Below are 16,479 nucleotides of genomic sequence, written 5' to 3' on the forward strand. Positions count from 1 at the left end.
GGAGAGGGCAGGGGAGAGGGTCAGCGGCGGTGGAAGGACGGTCAGGCCGCGCCGATGCCCGGCACCATCGCGCCCGCTTCGGCCGCCTTTTTCGCCTTCAGCTTCGCGGTGAAGTCCAGCATGCGGTCGATGCACGACTTCGCTTCGACGCGGATCGCCTCGTCGACGAAGATCTCGCCGGTGCCGCGCTCCAGGCAGTCGACCAGCCCCTGCAGGCCGTTCATCGCCATCCACGGGCAGTGCGCGCAGCTCTTGCAGGTCGCGCTGTTGCCCGCCGTCGGCGCTTCGATCAGCACCTTGCCCGGCGCCATCTGGCGCATCGCATGCAGGATGCCGTTGTCGGTGGCGACGACGTATTCGCGGGCGGTGCCTTCGACCACGGCCTTGATCAGCGCCGAGGTGGAGCCCACCACGTCCGCCTGCGCCACCACCGAGGCCGGCGACTCCGGGTGGACCAGGATCATCGCGTCCGGATGCTGCTCGCGCAGCAGTTCCAGTTCGAGGCCCTTGAACTCGTCGTGGACGATGCAGGCGCCGTTCCACATCAGCATGTCGGCGCCGGTCTGCTCCTGGATGTAGCGACCCAGGTGACGGTCGGGCGCCCACAGGATCTTCTCGCCGCGGGCCTTGAGCTCGCTGACGATCTCCAGCGCGCAGGAGCTGGTGACCATCCAGTCCGCGCGCGCCTTCACTGCGGCGCTGGTGTTGGCGTAGACGACGACGGTGCGATCCGGATGCGCATCGCAGAACGCCGCGAAGTCGTCGGCCGGGCAACCCAGGTCCAGCGAGCAGGTCGCGTCCAGGTCGGGCATCAGCACGCGCTTCTCGGGGCTGAGGATCTTGGCGCTTTCGCCCATGAACTTGACGCCCGCGACGACCAGCGTCTGCGCCGCGTGATCACGGCCGAAGCGCGCCATTTCCAGCGAGTCGGAGACGATGCCGCCGCTTTCCTGCGCGAGGTCCTGCAGGTCGCCGTCGACGTAGTAATGGGCGACGAGCACCGCCCCCTTGGCCTTGAGCAGTTCGGCGGCACGCGCCTTGAGTTGCGAGCGCTGGCTGGGCGTCAACGGTGCCGGTACCTTGGCCCACGCATGGGCCGTGCAGGTGGCGCCGTCCGCATCCTGGCGGGCGAAGTCGTAGAGAACCTGTTCCATAGGACCGGAATTCTAGGTCTGGCCGAAAAACCGGCTCGGCGGCATGCCGACCGTCCTTGTGACCATCGCGGTGAAGGCGCTGGCGCTGGCGTAGCCGAGCTCCGCGGCGATGACCTGCATCGGCTTGCGATGGGCGGCCAACCGCAAGGCCTCGGCCAGCAGCGCCTGCTGGCGCCATTGCGCGTAGCTGCTGCCCAGCTCCTGGCGGAAGAGGCGCGAGACGGTGCGCGCGCTCGCGCCGACCTCCGCCGCCCAGTCGTCCAGGCTGGCATGGCGCATCGGCTCGGCCAGCACGGCCTCGCAGAGGCGGCGCAGGCGCTTGTCGGTGGGCAGCGCGACGCCGAGCCGCAGGCGCGGCGCGCGGCGGATCTCGTCGAGGATGAGCTTGCCGATCCAGCCCTCGCGGTCGGCCACGGCCCCGGCCGCCGTTCCAGCGGGCTCGATCTCGTCGCGGGCGAGATCCACCGCGAGTGCGCGCAGCAGCGGCGAGACCTCGAGGACGCGGTTCTCCGTCCAGACCTCGCCGTCGTCCGGGGGATCCAGCAGGTACAGCGTGCGCAGCTCGCAGCGCTCGACGGCGGTCACGGCGTGGACGACACCCGCGGGGATCCAGACGCCGCGCGAGGGCGGCACCAGGAATGTGGCGCGGTCGGTGCTGACACGCACGACGCCGGTCACCGAGAACACGAACTGACCCCAGGTGTGGAGGTGGGCCTGGATGTCCATGAACCCGTCCAGGCTGCGCGACTTGGCGCGCACCGGGCGCTCGGCGCTGGGCGCGTAGCGGCGCGGATCGAGCGGCGGCAGGCTGGTGCGCCGGGTGAGGGTGGGCGTCGGATGGGCCATCCGTTGCTGCGTCAGTTGCTGCGTCTGGTGCTGGGTCGGAGGGGCCATGGCGGAAACTCGACAGAACTTGTCCGGCTATCGTAATCCCGACGTGAAGGCCCTGTCACCATTCCGTCCATGAACACCGCCACCACCACCGCCAGCGCGGCCGCGACCGGATTTCCGGGGCTGAGCCCCGAACAGAGCGCCGCACAGAGCAGGACACGAGACATCCAGACCATCAGCCTGATCGGCCTGGCGCACGGCACCTCGCATTTCTTCCACATGCTGCTGCCGCCGCTGTTCCCGGTCTTCATGCGGGAGTTCGGGCTGAGCTATTCGGAGCTCGGCCTGCTGGTGACGATCTTCTTCGTGATCTCGGGCGTGGGGCAGGCGCTGTCGGGCTTCCTGGTCGACAAGACGGGCGCGCGGCCTGTGCTGTTCGCAGCGCTGAGCTGCTTCGTGCTGGCGTCGCTGGCGGCGGGCACGGCGCAGGGCTTCGCGGGGCTGGCGCTGGCCGCGGCGCTGGCCGGGCTGGGCAACTCGCCCTTCCACCCGGTGGACTTCACGATCCTGAACAAGCGGGTGTCGCAGCAGCGGCTGGGCCATGCGTTCTCGGTGCACGGTATCACCGGCAACCTGGGCTGGGCCGTGGCGCCGCTGCTGCTGATCTCGATGCACGAGGCGACCGGTCAATGGCGCCTGGGTTACGTCGCGACGGCGGCCTGGGCGCTGTTCGTGATCGCGCTGCTGGTCTTCAAGCGCGATGCGATCGACGACACGCAGGGCTCGTGGGGCCACGAGAAGGCCGGCGCGGCCAAGGCGCCGGTCGACGAGCATCCGATGGCCTTCCTGAAGCTGCCGTCGGTGTGGCTGTGCTTCTCGTTCTTCTTCTTCACGACCTCGGCGCTGAGCGCGATCCAGAGCTTCGCGTCGCCGGCGCTGTCGGCGATGTACGGCGTGAGCCTGGCGAGCACCGCCTTCGTGGTGACGGGCTACATGCTGGCCGGCGCGGCGGGGATGATCGTGGGCGGCTTCCTGGTGGCGAAGTCGCAGAACCTGGAGCGCAACATCGCCGGCGCGATGTTCGTCGCCGCGGCGCTGCTGGCGCTGACGGCGACCGGCTGGCTGCCGGCGACGGCGGCGTTGATCGCGGCGGCCACGGCGGGCTTCGGCACCGGCCTGGCGGGTCCGTCGCGCGACATGCTGATCAAGCGCGCCGCGCCGCCCGGAGCGACGGGCCGTGTGTACGGCACGGTGTACTCGGGCCTGGACACCGGCTTCGCGGTGGCGGCACCGATCTTCGGCGCGCTGATGGATCGCCACTGGAACAACGCGGTGTTCTTCGGCGCGTCGTTCGCGCTGCTGCTGGGCATCGGTGCGGCGAGTCTCGTGCGGCAGGGAAAGCGCTGACACCCCTCAGGGGGAAGTCAATGCGAGGTGTCGGGTGACTGGGATGAGTGGTCATCCGAGGTCGGTTTAGCGATCGAGGTCGGTCCCAAAACTTGCATCGCGTCGCGGGCGCAACAGTGCGGCGACCTTCGTTTGCATCGGCATGCGGTGGATCTAGAGTCGTTCGCTCTGGAGTCCGCAAACCATGCCCTACTCACCCGCTCTCGTCGCCAATGCCGTGCTCTATCGAGCGAAACAGCGCGGCTTTCATGTGAGTCACTTGAAGCTGCAGAAGCTCGTCTTCTTTACGCACGCCTGGCGATTGGCATTGCACAACCGGGCCGCTGTCGAGGAGAGGCCGGAAGCGTGGGAGCATGGGCCGATCTTCAGCACGCTCTATCACCGGCTAAGGGCTCCGGGCACGAGCAGCTGCGCGACTACATCGCGACCGTCCAGCCGCAGACCAATGCTTACGCGGAATTGATGCCGTCGCCAGGAGATGCCGGGTTCTGGCGGATCCTTGATCAGGTGGTCGACCGCTACGGTCCCCTGAACGCCCTGCAGCTGTGCACGATGAGTCACGAACCGGGCGGTCCTTGGGACAAGGCAAGGAAGCTGAAGCAGGCCACGATCCCGGACGACACGATTCGCAGTTGCTTCAGGGAGATGCTGAAGTGAAGGACGCGCCTCAATCCTATTTGCCTCCGCCGCCGAACGATGAACTCCCGCCCTGCGACATCCCTCCCGTCGCACCGCCTGCGACGGTCGAGTTGACACGATTCGACCCGGTGATCCTCGATTACAAGATCAAGCGCGCGAGCACCTTCGGCGGCCTGAGCGTCGCCGGTGCCCTGTACCTCGTCGGGGTGTTGGTGATCCTGAAGTTGATGACCATCTGGCCCTTCGACTGCTCACCGGTGGCGGAGATCTCAGACTCCTTCGCGCGCATCGTGGAGTGCACGAGCCCGATGATTCAAGGCAACGGCTGGCACGGCATTGCGGGCGTGATGTTGGCCCTGTTCTCCGTGCCGACCGTCTTGCTGATCGCCATCCTGAGGATGGCTTCGCCGAAGCGGGAACCGTTGCCGGACACCGTCTTCACCACGGTCGCCGACAAGTTCGCCACCGCGCTGGAACGCGTGTTCGAACCCCGGAAGTAGCCCGGGCAACACTTGACCCCGAACCCCTGGATCGCGCAACCCGCATCCGCGCCGCAACAGGGGACATCCCGCCCGCTTGCAATGGCGGGGCTGCTCGCTACAGTCGTCCGTCATGGATATGCACCGCACCGTCAGCCGCCCCGCCGGGCACGTCCTCGTCGAGGCCCTGATCGAGCAAGGCATCACCGAGGTCTTCGGCGTGCCGGGGGAGAGCTACCTCGCGGTCCTCGACGGCTTCCATGAACACCGCGAACGCATCCGCTTCATCGGCTGCCGGCAGGAAGGCGGCGCCGCCTTCATGGCCGATGCCCAGGGCAAGCTGACCGGGCGGCCCGGTGTCTGCTTCGTCACTCGCGGCCCCGGCGCCACCAACGCCAGCATCGGCCTGCACACCGCTTTCCAGGACTCGACGCCGATGATCCTGTTCATCGGGCAGGTGGCCTCCGACCAGCGCGATCGCGAAGCCTTCCAGGAAGTCGACTACCGCCAGATGTTCGGCCCCGGCACGCTGGGCATGGCGAAATGGGTCGGCGAAGTGCACGACCCGCATCGCCTGCCCGAATACGTCGCGCGCGCCTTCCACACCGCCATGCAGGGACGGCCCGGTCCGGTCGTCCTGGTGCTACCCGAAGACATGCTGACGCAGCTCACCGACGCGCCGGTGCTGCCGCGCGCGAAGCCGGCCGTCGCGTGGCCCGCACCGGCGGACCTCGTTGAACTGCAGGCGCGGCTTGAAGGCGCGCAGCGGCCGTTCGTGATCGCCGGCGGCGGCGGCTGGACCGCCGAGGCCTGCGCCGCGCTGCAGGACTTCGCCCACGCGTGGCAACTGCCGGTCGGCTGCGCGTTCCGCTTCCAGGACCTCTACGACAACCGCGATCCGCTGTATGCGGGCGACGTCGGCATCGGCATCAACCCGGCGCTGGCCAAGCGCATCGGCGAGGCGGATCTGATCATCGCGATCGGGCCGCGTCTCGGCGAGATGACCACTGGCGGCTACACGCTGCTGAAGGCGCCGCGGCCCGCGCAGCAGTTGGTGCACATCCATGCGGGGCCCGAGGAGCTGGGCCGCGTCTATGCGGCCGACCAGATGATCCAGGCCAGCATGAGCGGCGCCGCGCTGGCGCTGCAGCAACTACGTCCTCCCGTCGATCTTGAGGAGTTGCCCTGGCTGCAGTGGTCGCGCGACGCGCATGCCGACTACCAGCGCAACCAGCAGGCGCTGCCGGTCGGTCCGATGGATCTGGCCGAGGTCATGCACCTGCTGGACCGGCTGCTGCCGGCGGAGACCATCTTCACCAACGGCGCCGGCAACTACAGCGGCTGGCTGCACCGGTTCCATCGCTACACGGCACTGCATCAGGGCGGTCGCACGCAGCTCGCGCCGACCAGCGGCGCGATGGGCTACGGCTTCCCGGCTGCGGTCGCGGCGGCGCTGCTGCAGCGCGAGCGCTGGGTCGTCAACATCGCCGGCGATGGCGACTTCCTGATGACCGGCCAGGAGATGTCCACCGCGATGGCGCACGGCGCCCGACGGCTGATCTGCCTCGTCGTCGACAACGGCAGCTACGGCACGATCCGCATGCATCAGGAACGCGAGTACCCCGGCCGCGTCAGCGGCAGCGATCTGCACAACCCGGACTTCGCCGCCCTGGCGCGCGCCTACGGCTGGTCGGCCTTCACCGCGGCCCGCACCGAGGACGTCGAGCCCGCGCTGCGGCAGGCGCTCTCGTCGCAGGTTCCGACGCTGATCCACCTGAAGCTGCCGGTGGAGATCTCCACCTCGCGGGCGACGCTCAGCAGCATTCGCGAGGCCGCGCTGAAGCGCAAATCCCAATGACCCCCGCGACCCCGCTTTGGGCGCCCCGCGTCGTTGCAAATCCTCGCCATAGCGCTGCTATGGCTCCGGTTTGCGTCTAGCGCTGCATCCCAAAGCGTGGTCGCGGCGGCTGACGGACAATGGGGCTATGTCTGAAGCAATTCCCTTCGCCCTGCGCGGCGAGTACATCGAACTCGACAAGCTGCTCAAGGCCACCTCGCTGGCCAGCAGCGGCGGCGAGGCCCGGCACTTCATCTCCGAGGGCCAGGTCCGCGTCGACGGCCAGGTCGATCTGCGCAAGACCGCCAAGATCCGCGCCGGCCAGGTGGTCGAGTTCAACGGCGAACGCATCGAGATCCTGAACAACCCGGAGGAGTGACCCGATGACCAGTCCCAGCGCTGCGACGCGCGCCGCGATCCGCTTCTCGACCTGCGATCTCTGCGATTCGCTGAAGGCCGACACCAGCGGCGACACGCGCTGGCTGCCGGGGAGCCGGTATCGCAGCTATGGCGGCCATCCGCGCTTCGCCGGGCCGGTGGCGACGGTGCGGTGCCTGGACGACAACTCGCAGGTCAAGGCCGCGGTGGAGAGCTTCGGCGCCGGACGCGTGCTGGTCGTCGACGGCGGCGGCTCGCTGCGCCGCTCGCTGCTGGGCGGCAACCTCGCCGTCAGCGCGGCGAAGAACGGCTGGGCCGGCGTGCTGGTCCACGGGGCCGTGCGCGATCTCGAAGAACTGCGCGCGGCGGCTGTCGGCCTCTTCGCGCTCGGCCATGTGCCGATGCCGACGGAACGGCGCGAGCAGGGCCTCGCGGACGTGCCGGTCCAGATCGACGGCGTCTGGATCCGCCCGGGCGATTGGCTCTACGCCGACGAGGACGGCGTGGTCGTCACGCCCAAGCCCGTGCACGCGGTCGCCTGAGCAGCGATCCAGCCGGCGAGGGCCTCCGCCGCCATCGGTCGCCCGAACAGCCAGCCCTGGGCCGAATCGCAGCCCATCTTCACGAGGATGTCGCGCTGCCCTTCGGTCTCGACGCCTTCGGCGACCACCGTCAGTCCCAGCGAGCGCCCGATGCCGATCACCGCGCTCGACAAGGCCCGGTCGTCGGCGTCCTGCTCCAGGTCGCGCACGAAGCTCTTGTCCAGCTTGAGCTCGGTCACGGGCAGCCGCTTCAGATAGCTCAGGCTTGAATAACCGGTGCCGAAGTCGTCGACGGACACGCCGACGCCCATCTCGTGCAACTGCTGGAGCTGCTCGCGGGGGCGGCTGGTGTCGTCGAGCATCAGGCGTTCGGTGACCTCCAGCGTCAGGTCGCTCGCCGCCAGCCCATGCCTGGCGAGCAGCGCCCGGGCATGGGCGGCGACGTCGTCCTGATGGAAGCGCTGCGGCGAGACGTTGACCGACACGCCCGGCACGGCGATGCCTTCGGCCCGCCAGCGCGCCAGTTGCGCGCAGGATTGCGCCAGCACCCAGGCGTCCAGCGCGTTGATCAGGCCGCTTTCCTCGGCCACCGGGATGAAGCGGTCCGGCGGCACCCAGCCGCGTTCGGCGTCGTGCCAGCGAAGCAGTGCCTCGACACCCACCAGCGCGCGGTCGGTCAGGCGGACCTTGGGCTGGAAGTGCAGCTGCAGCAGTTGATTCGACAGCGCATGACGCAGCGCGGCCTCGATGTCGAGCCGCTCGTCCAGCGCCTGGTTCATCGCGTGCAGGAAGAAGCGCGCGCAGTCGCGGCCGGCGCGTTTGGCCTCGTACATCGCGATGTCGGCGTTCTTCAGCAACTGGTCGAGGTCGAGACCGTCCCGCGGATAGGCGCAGACGCCGATGCTGGCCGTCATCTGCACCCGCGCGTGGCTGCCGGCCAGCGGGATGGGTGCCTCCAGCACCGCGCGCAGCTTGCCGGCCACGTGCATCGCGTCTTCGGCGGAGCAGCCCGGCAGCAGCGCGACGAACTCGTCGCCGCCCAGGCGGGCCAGCGTGTCGCTGTCGCGCAGCGTGCCCAGCAGCCGCGCGGAGATGTGCTTGAGCACCTGGTCGCCGACCGCATGGCCGAGCGAATCATTGACGGTCTTGAAGCGGTCGATGTCGAGCAGCAGCAGCGCGGCCGGTGTCTCCGTGCGCGAGGCCTGCATCAGCGTCTGCCGCGCGCGGTCGGCCAGCAGGGTGCGGTTGGGCAGGCCGGTGACGCCGTCGAAGTAGGCCAGGCGCTCGATCTCGCGCTGGTGGCGGTCGTGCATGAACGCGATCTGGCACAGCTGCGTGCAGGCCTGCACCATGCGGCGGTGGAAGGGCGCGGCGGCGCGCGGTTCGCGGTAGTAGAGCGCGAAGGTCGCGACGACCTGCTCGCTGGCCAGCAGGATGGGCGTCGACCAGCAGGCCTGCAGGCCGTGGGGCAGCGCCAGGTCGCGGAAGTCGGCCCACAGCGGATCGGTGGCGATGTCGGTCACCTCGACCGGCTGGCGGCGCCAGGCGGCGGTGCCGCAGGAGCCGGCCGCCGGACCGATCTGGAAGCCCTCCAGCGCGCCGCTGAATGAGGCCGGCAGGCTGGGCGCGGCCAGCGGGTGCACGCGGCCGTCCTCGTCCACGGTCAGCACGGAGCAGATCACCTCCGGCGCCAGTGTCTCGACGGCCCGGCACAGCAGGTCCATCACCGCCGCCAGCGGGCGGCCGAGCGCAACGGCTTCCAGCACGTCGCGCTGCAGGTGATCGATGTCGGCCTGTTCGTCCGTTCGTGTCGCGTGCTGCTCTTTGGCGTGCTGTGCTGGCATCGCTGCTCCCTGTGTACCGGGAGCATCGCAGGCCCGACGCCTGCCGGCAATCACTTCAGCGCAACACGTCGAGCAATCGATCGAGCCCGCCGTCATTGACGGCGACCATCGCCTGTTCCCGGACCTTGGGTTTGGCGTGATACGCGACGGACAGCCCGGCGGCGCCCATCATCGGCAGGTCGTTCGCGCCGTCGCCGACGGCGATGCACTGCGCGGGCGTGGCACCGATCTGTCCGGCGCAGGCCAGCATCATGCGGCGCTTCTCCTCGCCGTCGCAGATGTCGCCCCAGTCCTGCATCACGAGGCCGCCGGTCAGGCGGCCGTCGACGATCTCCAGCTCGTTGCTGCGGACGAAGTCCATGCCGAGCTCGGCGGCGACGAAACGGGTGAAGTAGGTGAAGCCGCCGGAGACCAGCACCAGCTTCAGGCCGGCGGCCTTCAGCGCGGCGCAGAGTTCGCGCGCGCCGGGATTGAAGCGGAGCCGTTCGCGCAGCACCTGCGCCAGCGCGTCCTCGCCGACGCCCTTCAGCAGCGCGAGTCTGCGGCGAAGGCTGTCCTTGAAGTCGGTGATCTCGCCGCGCATGGCGGCCTCGGTGATCGCGGCGACCTCGGCCTTGCGGCCCGCGGCGGCGGCGATCTCGTCGATGCACTCGATAGCGATCAGCGTCGAGTCCATGTCGAAGGCGGCGAGCTTGAAGTCGCTCAGCGCCAGCGGCGGCGTGAAGCCTTGCAGGACGAGCGGGGAGAGCGGGGCCGGGGAGATCGACGAGGAGGTCATGCGGGCGGGGGCGGGCGGGGGCGGTCAGCGGCTTGAATGCGGAAGATCCCCGCCGATGATCATCCTGATCGGTCGACGGGGACGGGCGGGAGCTTAGCGCACTCGCCGAGGCACGCCTCAGCGCACATGAGATGAGGCGTAACCGGCGGCCGTTGAACGAGACATCCACACCGCTGATGCCTGAGCCGGGGCTGAGCGCGTCGCGCCCCAGCGCGATGCGTATGTTGCGGCCGGCTCCGCGACTCCGGGCGTCGGGCGCTTGCCAGCGTCTTCCGGCGCCAGCCAGTTCTCGAGCTTGAGCCCTTCCACGCGCTCGAAGCCCCGATCGTTGCTGATCAAGGTCGCGCCCAGCGCCATGGCGTGCGCGGCGATGGCGACGTCGAACTGCTGGAGCGGTTCGCCACAACGCTCGAGTCGCGCCAGGATGCAGGCATAGAGATCAGAGAACCACAGATCCGGCCTCAGATACTCGACCTGGATGCCACGCATCAGTTCACGCAATTGCCGCTCCTTGCGCGGAGAAGGGGTCTTCTCAAGACCGGCGAAGATCTCCGCCTGGACGATCACGCTGATGGCGATCCGCCCCTGCAGCGCATCGAAGCGCTCCTGGCAGCAAAGGCGGCGCGCCTTCTCCGGCGGCTCCATCAGGCAGCTCACGATGTTGGTGTCGAGCATGTACAGCGGTTCAGCAAGCGGCATGAGTCGCCTCCCAGGCTTGGTAGCGCGCGCGGCGAATGAGATCCTCTTCAGGGCCGTCCCCCCAATCGTCGAGGCCACCCACTCGACCCCGCACGGGCTTGCCGTAGTTTTCCGGCAGATAGGGGCAAGTCTCGCAACCCTCGCGGGCATGCACCATGATGCGCTGGTACCGTTTGCTCTCGCAGATCGCGCGGACGAAGGAGTCCGGATCATTGACGCGGTCGTCCGGCGGCAAATGCTGGCACGCCAGGCAGGTGCTCGCGTACTCGCGCCCCCGGTACTTGCCCGCGATCTCGGCATCGCGTGCGGCTTCCCAGGCGTCGTCTTCCGCCTGTTCCCGCGCGAGGCGGGCAGCCATCGATTCGATGGGTTGATCCGTCGTTGAAGAGGTCAGGGGTTGATGCATCGGCATCCCCAGAAGTTGAGAAGTCGTCAGTCTAGGGAGCGGTTCCTCCGCGGTCATTGACTCGAACTGGTGGACGTGCCGGTCGTCTTCCAGCAATTCAAGTGAGGTCCAGTCACTTCTCCGGATTGCCATTGAAAACGGCGGCCGGAGCCGCCGTTTCATCGCTGCGAAGCAGACCTTAGATCAGGCCTGCGCCACCGGCGCGCCGAGCAGCCGCAGCACCTCGCGCACGGCCTGCGCGCGGTCCTTCGGATCGGTGAGCGCCTTGTCGATGCGCAGCTTCTCGTTGCCCACCAGCTTGATGTTGCGGTTCTTCTGCACGAGCTCGATGACGCGCATCGGATCGATGGGCGGGTTGGGCCGGAAGTTGATGTTGATGACGCTGGGCGCCGCGTCGATCTTCATCACGCCGTAGGGCTTGGCCAGCACGCGCAGGCGGTGCGTGTCGAACAGCGTCTGGCCCTGCGCGGGCAGCTTGCCGAAGCGGTCGGTGATCTCCTCGAGCATCGCGTCGATCTGCTCGGCGCGGTCCGCCGTCGCGAGCCGCTTGTACAGCGACAGCCGCTGGTGCACGTCGCCGCAGTAGGCGTCGGGCAGCAGCGCGGGGGCGTGCAGGTTGATCTCGGTCGTGGCCGACAAGGGGCTGAGCAGGTCCGGCTCGCGGCCGGCCTTGAGCGAGCGCACGGCCTCGGACAGCATCTCGTTGTAGAGCTGGAAACCGATCTCCATCATGTTGCCGCTCTGGTGCTCGCCCAGCACCTCGCCGGCGCCGCGGATCTCCAGGTCGTGCATCGCGAGGTAGAAGCCCGAGCCCAGTTCCTCCATCGCCTGGATCGCGTCCAGCCGCTGCGCCGCCTGCTTGGTCAGGCCCTCGACGTCCGGCACCATCAGGTAGGCATAGGCCTGGTGATGCGAGCGGCCGACGCGGCCGCGCAGCTGGTGCAGCTGCGCCAGGCCGAACTTGTCGGCGCGGCTGATGACGATGGTGTTGGCGCTGGGCACGTCGATGCCGGTCTCGATGATGGTCGAGCACAGCAGCACGTTGTGCTTGCCGCCGACGAACTCGCGCATCACGCGCTCCAGCTCGCGCTCGGGCATCTGGCCGTGGGCGACGACGATGCGCGCCTCTGGCAGCAGTTCCTCGAGCTTCATGCGGCGGTTCTCGATGGTCTCGACCTCGTTGTGCAGGAAGTAGACCTGCCCCCCGCGCTTGAGCTCGCGCAGGATGGCCTCGCGGATGGTGCCGCTGGTCTCGCTGCGCACGAAGGTCTTGATCGCCAGGCGCCGCTGCGGCGCGGTGGCGATGACGCTCAGGTCGCGCAGGCCCTCCAGCGCCATGCCCAGCGTGCGCGGGATCGGCGTGGCGGTCAGCGTCAGCACGTCGACCTCGGCGCGCATCGCTTTCATCGCCTCCTTGTGGCGCACGCCGAAGCGGTGCTCCTCGTCGATGACGAGCAGCCCCAGGCGCATGAACTTCACGTCCGGCGACAGCAGCTTGTGCGTGCCGATGACGATGTCGATCGAGCCGTCGGCCAGGCCCTCCATCGCCGCCTTGATCTCCTTGGCGGAGCGGAAGCGGCTCATCTCGGCGACCTTCACCGGCCAGCGGCCGAAGCGGTCGACGATGTTCTGGTAATGCTGCTCGGCCAGCAGCGTCGTCGGCGCCAGCAGCGCGACCTGCTTGCCGCCCATCACCGCCACGAAGGCGGCGCGCAGCGCGACCTCGGTCTTGCCGAAACCGACGTCGCCGCACACCAGCCGGTCCATCGGCCGGGGGCTGATCATGTCCTGGATGACGGCGTGGATCGCGGCGCGCTGGTCGGGCGTCTCCTCGAAGCCGAAGCTCGCGGCGAAGGCCTCGTAGTCGTGCGGCGAGTAGCGGAAGGCATGCCCCTCGCGCGCGGCGCGGCGGGCGTAGAGGTTGAGCAGCTCGGCGGCGGTGTCGCGCACCTGCTCGGCGGCCTTGCGCCTGGCCTTGTCCCACTGGCCCGATCCCAGCCGGTGCAGCGGCGCTTCCTCGGCGCTGACGCCGGTGTAGCGGCTGATCAGGTGCAGCTGCGCGACCGGCACGTAGAGCGTGGCCTTGTCGGCGTACTCGAGGTGGAGGAACTCGCTGGGGCCGTCGCCCAGGTCGATGTTGATCAGGCCGAGGTAGCGGCCGATGCCGTGGTTGGTGTGCACCACCGGATCGCCGACCTTCAGCTCGGACAGGTCCTTGATCAGCGCGTTGACGTCGCTGACCTGCTCCTGCTTGCGCCGGCGGCGCGTGGTGGGCGTGGTCGCGAAGAGCTCGGTCTCGGTGAGGAGCTGGATCTGGCGGCCTTCGTCCGGTTCATGCCAGAAGAAGCCCGCGGCCAGCGGCGCGGCGGTGATGGCGAAGCGCTCGTCCTTGTTGGCCTCGAACTCGGCCAGGTCCTTCACCGACGGCGGATCGATCTTGTTGTCGCGCAGCAGTTCGAGCAGGCTCTCGCGGCGGCCTTCGCTCTCGGCCAGCAGCAGCACGCGGAAGCTCGTGGACTTCAGGTGCGCGGCCAGACGCGCCAGCGGTTCCTGCGCGCCGCGCTCGACGCTCACGTCGGGCAGCGGGCGCGCGTAGTCGACGGGCTCCTGGCCGCGCACGGCCAGCACCGCGTGGCGGTGCGTCGCGGTGAAGAACTCCTCGGGCCGCAGGAAGATCTCCTCGGGCGCCAGGATCGGCCGGTCCGGGTCGTGCTGCAGGAAGCGGTGGCGCTCGCGGGTGTCGGTCCAGTAGCGCTGCAGCGCCTCGTCGACCTCGCCGTGCAGCACGAGTCCGGCCTCGGCGGGCACGTAGTCGAACACGCTGGCGACCTCGTCGAAGAACAGCGGCAGGTAGTACTCGATGCCGCCCGTGGCCAGGCCCGTGTCGATGTCCTTGTAGATGCGCGACTTGGTCGGATCGCCGTCCATCTTCTCGCGCCAGCGGGCGCGGAAGGCCTTGCGCGACGCCTCGTCCATGGGGAACTCGCGCCCGGGCAGCAGGCGCACTTCCGGCACCGGGTAGAGCGAGCGCTGCGAGTCCGGATCGAACACGCGGATGGAATCCACCTCGTCGCCGAAGAGGTCCACGCGGTAGGGCACCAGCGAGCCCATCGGGTAGAGGTCGATCAGCCCGCCGCGCACCGCGTACTCGCCGGGCGAGACGACCTGGCTGACGTGCTGGTAGCCGCCCAGCGTGAGCTGGCGCTTGAGGCCGGCCTCGTCCAGGCGCTGCTTCTGGCGGAAGTTGAAGGTGGTCGCGGCGAGGAAGGACGGCGGCGCCAGCCGGGTCAGCGCGGTGGTCGCGGGCAGCAGCACGACGTCGAGGTCGCGCTCCGCCACCGGCTTCCCGTTCGCCTGCAGCAACCGCCACAGCGTGGCCAGCCGTTCGGAGATCAGGTCCTGGTGCGGGCTGAAGCTGTCATACGGCAAGGTCTCCCAGTCGGGGAAGACGGCGACGCGCAGTTCGGGCGCGAAGAACTTGAGTTCGTCCTCCAGGCGCTGCGTGTCGCCGGGCTCGGCGGTGACGATGAGCGTCAGCCGGCCGGCGGCCTGCTGCTGCCGCGCGAAGCGGGCGAGCAGCAGCGCGTCGGCGGAGCCGGTGGGACGGGGCAGGGTGAAGCGTTTGCCGGGGGAGATCGTGGACAGCTGCATGGCGCACAAATGAGAACAGCCCCGGGAAGGGGCTCGGGGGAATTGTAGGGAGCCCGCCGCGACACGGCGTGACAGGAGCGACAAGCGCACCTTCAGGCAAGCCTTGGTGCCCGCCTCGTGGTGCTTGCAGGAGCAGTCGGCGTACCCGGCGGGTGGTTCCTGATGCATTCCAGGATCGTTGGGGCGAGAGGGAGGGAGTGCACTGGCGCCGCTGGCGGATCGCGGTCATTGGCGGGACGGGGACCGGTCTCAAGAATGCCGGTGCATGAAATCACTTCTCAGCTTGATGTTGGCCTTGGCGGGGGATGCCATGGCCGAAGGCGGCACGGCGGCGCGCCTGCGCATCGACGGCCTCACGGTGCTAGACGCCGAGGCGCTGGCCCGCGAACTCGTGCCGACGGCGTCGGCGCGCGGGTCCGAAGCCGATCTCCGTGCCCTGGCGCACGCGGTGCAGGCTCGCGTGCGCGCAGCCGGTCGGCCGTTCGCGCGGGCCTACCTCGCGCCCTCGACGCCGGATCCCCTCACGGGGCGGACGACGCCGCGTATCCGCGTGGTCGAGGGCACCTACGGCCGCGTCGACCTCCGCGGCGGTGCCGCCGGCGAGGCGGCGGCGTGGTTCGACGAGCTGCGTCCCGGGCGTCCCATCGGCGACGAACTCGAGCAGCAGGTGCAGGCCTTGTCGCGCCTGCCGGGCGTGTCGATCAGCGCCGGTCTGTCACCGGGCCGCGAGGTGGGCGAGGGCGACGTCGCGCTGGTCGTCGAACAGACGCGCCGATGGAGCCTGGACCTGCGCGTCGACAACCATGGCAACCGGTACGCCGGGCGCGAGCGCGCCAGCGTGGCGGGGCATGTGAACGGACTGATCGTCTTCGGGGATCGGCTGACCGCCAGCGCCGGTGCGAACAGCGGCAAAGGCTGGGATGGCGTTGCGGCCTACCAGGTCCCGCTGGGCAGGCGCGGCGCGCGGGTGTCGGTGACGGCCAGCCGGCATCACTACGAGCTGGGCGGCGAGTTCGCCCGGCTCGGCGCGCAGGGGCAGGTCGATGCGATGGGGACGACGGCCGTCGTCCCGCTGACGACGGCAGGACCGCGTCGCCTGAGCTGGCAGATCGGCGTGGAGGATCGTCGCATGGTCAACGAACACAGGGCGGTGGCGCTCGCGGATCCGCGTCGCGCGCTGGCGGTCACGACGGGCCTGCAGGCGGTCATCGTGCCGTCCGCGGGCAGCGTGGCCTGGGGCGGCGTGTCGGCGGAGGTCGGCGACGTGCGCCTGCGTGACGCTTCCGCGGCGGCGCTCGATGCGGCGGGTGCGCGATCGGCGGGGGAATATCTGGTGCTGTCGGTCGATGCGGCGCTGCTCCGGCAGTGGCGCGCCTGGGGATTGCTGCTGCGCGGCAGCGGGCAGATCGCGGACAGCAACCTGGACGCCTCGAAGAAGTTTTCGCTGGGCGGCGCGCGCAGCGTGCGGGCGTGGCCGATGGGGGAAACCTCCGGCGATCACGGCGTGCTGGCGCAGATGGAGCTGCGGTACCGATGGCAGGCCACGGAACCCTTCGCATTCGTCGATGCCGGGCGGGTGAAGTTCAACCACACGCCGTGGGATGCGGCCGATCGCTGGGGCAGCCGCGCGGGCGCCATGCCGCACGGACGCGTGCTGGCCGGCGCGGGTCTGGGGCTGCGCTGGCGACACGGACCGTGGAGCGCGGACGGCACGGTGGGATGGCGCCTCGGCACGGCGTTGCAACGGCGGTCGCTGACGGACCCGGAGGCCAGTGCGCCGCAGGTCTGGGTGAACGTGAACTACGCGCTGTGAGGCGCACCGAGGGCGACGGCG

Annotated in this window: 15 protein-coding genes; 8 read left to right on the top strand and 7 right to left on the bottom strand. The window is 69.4% G+C overall.

All coding sequences use genetic code 11. The features are described 5' to 3' along the window. Positions 1 to 41: 41 nt before the first annotated feature. Together nadA and ABE85_RS00870 are read right to left on the bottom strand one after the other, a co-directional pair. Positions 42 to 1,154 (bottom strand): quinolinate synthase NadA, encoded by a 1,113-nt coding sequence (gene nadA / locus ABE85_RS00865; RefSeq protein WP_067269234.1) that lies wholly within the window; start codon positions 1,152 to 1,154, stop codon positions 42 to 44. Between the two features lie 12 nt (positions 1,155 to 1,166). Next, complete coding sequence (locus ABE85_RS00870) at positions 1,167 to 2,048, bottom strand: helix-turn-helix domain-containing protein (protein WP_231993194.1); 882 nt, start codon at positions 2,046 to 2,048, stop codon at positions 1,167 to 1,169. Between the two features lie 69 nt (positions 2,049 to 2,117). Here ABE85_RS00870 and ABE85_RS00875 point away from each other — a divergent pair, with 69 nt between their 5' ends. The 7 genes from ABE85_RS00875 (at position 2,118) to rraA (ending at position 7,267) form a co-directional block, all read left to right on the top strand. Next, positions 2,118 to 3,392, top strand: a complete 1,275-nt coding sequence (locus ABE85_RS00875) for an MFS transporter (protein ID WP_082938190.1) — start codon at positions 2,118 to 2,120, stop codon at positions 3,390 to 3,392. A gap of 184 nt (positions 3,393 to 3,576) precedes the next feature. Beyond that, positions 3,577 to 3,855: a type II toxin-antitoxin system antitoxin SocA domain-containing protein gene (locus tag ABE85_RS28830; protein WP_082938191.1), complete on the top strand. Its 279-nt coding sequence runs from the start codon at positions 3,577 to 3,579 to the stop codon at positions 3,853 to 3,855. Then, positions 3,738 to 4,049: a hypothetical protein gene (locus tag ABE85_RS27840; protein ID WP_067269239.1), complete on the top strand. Its 312-nt coding sequence runs from the start codon at positions 3,738 to 3,740 to the stop codon at positions 4,047 to 4,049. The genes ABE85_RS28830 and ABE85_RS27840 overlap by 118 nt, the downstream gene beginning before the upstream one ends. After that, positions 3,968 to 4,531 carry a hypothetical protein gene (locus ABE85_RS00885; RefSeq protein WP_157521818.1) on the top strand — a complete coding sequence of 188 codons (564 nt, stop codon included), beginning with the start codon at positions 3,968 to 3,970 and terminating at the stop codon, positions 4,529 to 4,531. The genes ABE85_RS27840 and ABE85_RS00885 overlap by 82 nt, the downstream gene beginning before the upstream one ends. Positions 4,532 to 4,649: 118 nt before the next feature. Then, entirely contained in the window at positions 4,650 to 6,368 is a 1,719-nt protein-coding gene (locus ABE85_RS00890) for a thiamine pyrophosphate-binding protein (RefSeq protein ID WP_067269247.1), read from the top strand. 127 nt (positions 6,369 to 6,495) lie between these two features. Continuing rightward, positions 6,496 to 6,726 carry an RNA-binding S4 domain-containing protein gene (locus ABE85_RS00895; protein WP_067269249.1) on the top strand — a complete coding sequence of 77 codons (231 nt, stop codon included), beginning with the start codon at positions 6,496 to 6,498 and terminating at the stop codon, positions 6,724 to 6,726. A gap of 4 nt (positions 6,727 to 6,730) precedes the next feature. Further along, positions 6,731 to 7,267: a ribonuclease E activity regulator RraA gene (gene rraA, locus ABE85_RS00900; protein ID WP_067269251.1), complete on the top strand. Its 537-nt coding sequence runs from the start codon at positions 6,731 to 6,733 to the stop codon at positions 7,265 to 7,267. Here the strand turns inward: rraA and ABE85_RS00905 are convergent. The 5 genes from ABE85_RS00905 to mfd form a co-directional block, all read right to left on the bottom strand. Next, positions 7,210 to 9,111 carry a bifunctional diguanylate cyclase/phosphodiesterase gene (locus ABE85_RS00905; protein ID WP_082938192.1) on the bottom strand — a complete coding sequence of 634 codons (1,902 nt, stop codon included), beginning with the start codon at positions 9,109 to 9,111 and terminating at the stop codon, positions 7,210 to 7,212. The genes rraA and ABE85_RS00905 overlap by 58 nt on opposite strands. Positions 9,112 to 9,166: 55 nt before the next feature. After that, entirely contained in the window at positions 9,167 to 9,889 is a 723-nt protein-coding gene (gene serB / locus ABE85_RS00910; RefSeq protein WP_067269253.1) for a phosphoserine phosphatase SerB, read from the bottom strand. Between the two features lie 117 nt (positions 9,890 to 10,006). Next, positions 10,007 to 10,588, bottom strand: coding sequence for a PIN domain-containing protein (locus tag ABE85_RS00915; protein ID WP_067269255.1), 582 nt, complete (start codon positions 10,586 to 10,588; stop codon positions 10,007 to 10,009). After that, the gene (locus ABE85_RS27845) at positions 10,575 to 10,994 is read right to left on the bottom strand and encodes a hypothetical protein (protein ID WP_197507164.1); all 420 of its coding nucleotides are present in this window, start codon (positions 10,992 to 10,994) and stop codon (positions 10,575 to 10,577) included. The genes ABE85_RS00915 and ABE85_RS27845 overlap by 14 nt, the downstream gene beginning before the upstream one ends. Before the next feature lie 183 nt (positions 10,995 to 11,177). Beyond that, positions 11,178 to 14,645 carry a transcription-repair coupling factor gene (gene mfd, locus ABE85_RS00925; RefSeq protein ID WP_067269259.1) on the bottom strand — a complete coding sequence of 1,156 codons (3,468 nt, stop codon included), beginning with the start codon at positions 14,643 to 14,645 and terminating at the stop codon, positions 11,178 to 11,180. Between the two features lie 265 nt (positions 14,646 to 14,910). Here mfd and ABE85_RS27245 point away from each other — a divergent pair, with 265 nt between their 5' ends. Further along, positions 14,911 to 16,458 carry a ShlB/FhaC/HecB family hemolysin secretion/activation protein gene (locus ABE85_RS27245; RefSeq protein ID WP_157521822.1) on the top strand — a complete coding sequence of 516 codons (1,548 nt, stop codon included), beginning with the start codon at positions 14,911 to 14,913 and terminating at the stop codon, positions 16,456 to 16,458. Positions 16,459 to 16,479: the final 21 nt, after the last annotated feature.

The organism is Mitsuaria sp. 7 (assembly GCF_001653795.1).
Lineage (GTDB): Bacteria > Pseudomonadota > Gammaproteobacteria > Burkholderiales > Burkholderiaceae_C > Roseateles.

Bases quoted from the DNA above. Each gene is read 5' to 3' on its own strand.
- nadA (WP_067269234.1), bottom strand. From the start codon at position 1,154: ATGGAACAGGTTCTCTACGACTTCGCCCGCCAGGATGCGGACGGCGCC.
- ABE85_RS00870 (WP_231993194.1), bottom strand. From the start codon at position 2,048: ATGGCCCCTCCGACCCAGCACCAGACGCAGCAACTGACGCAGCAACGG.
- ABE85_RS00875 (WP_082938190.1), top strand. From the start codon at position 2,118: ATGAACACCGCCACCACCACCGCCAGCGCGGCCGCGACCGGATTTCCG.
- ABE85_RS28830 (WP_082938191.1), top strand. From the start codon at position 3,577: ATGCCCTACTCACCCGCTCTCGTCGCCAATGCCGTGCTCTATCGAGCG.
- ABE85_RS00890 (WP_067269247.1), top strand. From the start codon at position 4,650: ATGCACCGCACCGTCAGCCGCCCCGCCGGGCACGTCCTCGTCGAGGCC.
- ABE85_RS00895 (WP_067269249.1), top strand. From the start codon at position 6,496: ATGTCTGAAGCAATTCCCTTCGCCCTGCGCGGCGAGTACATCGAACTC.
- rraA (WP_067269251.1), top strand. From the start codon at position 6,731: ATGACCAGTCCCAGCGCTGCGACGCGCGCCGCGATCCGCTTCTCGACC.
- ABE85_RS00905 (WP_082938192.1), bottom strand. From the start codon at position 9,111: ATGCCAGCACAGCACGCCAAAGAGCAGCACGCGACACGAACGGACGAA.
- serB (WP_067269253.1), bottom strand. From the start codon at position 9,889: ATGACCTCCTCGTCGATCTCCCCGGCCCCGCTCTCCCCGCTCGTCCTG.
- ABE85_RS00915 (WP_067269255.1), bottom strand. From the start codon at position 10,588: ATGCCGCTTGCTGAACCGCTGTACATGCTCGACACCAACATCGTGAGC.
- ABE85_RS27845 (WP_197507164.1), bottom strand. From the start codon at position 10,994: ATGCATCAACCCCTGACCTCTTCAACGACGGATCAACCCATCGAATCG.
- mfd (WP_067269259.1), bottom strand. From the start codon at position 14,645: ATGCAGCTGTCCACGATCTCCCCCGGCAAACGCTTCACCCTGCCCCGT.
- ABE85_RS27245 (WP_157521822.1), top strand. From the start codon at position 14,911: ATGAAATCACTTCTCAGCTTGATGTTGGCCTTGGCGGGGGATGCCATG.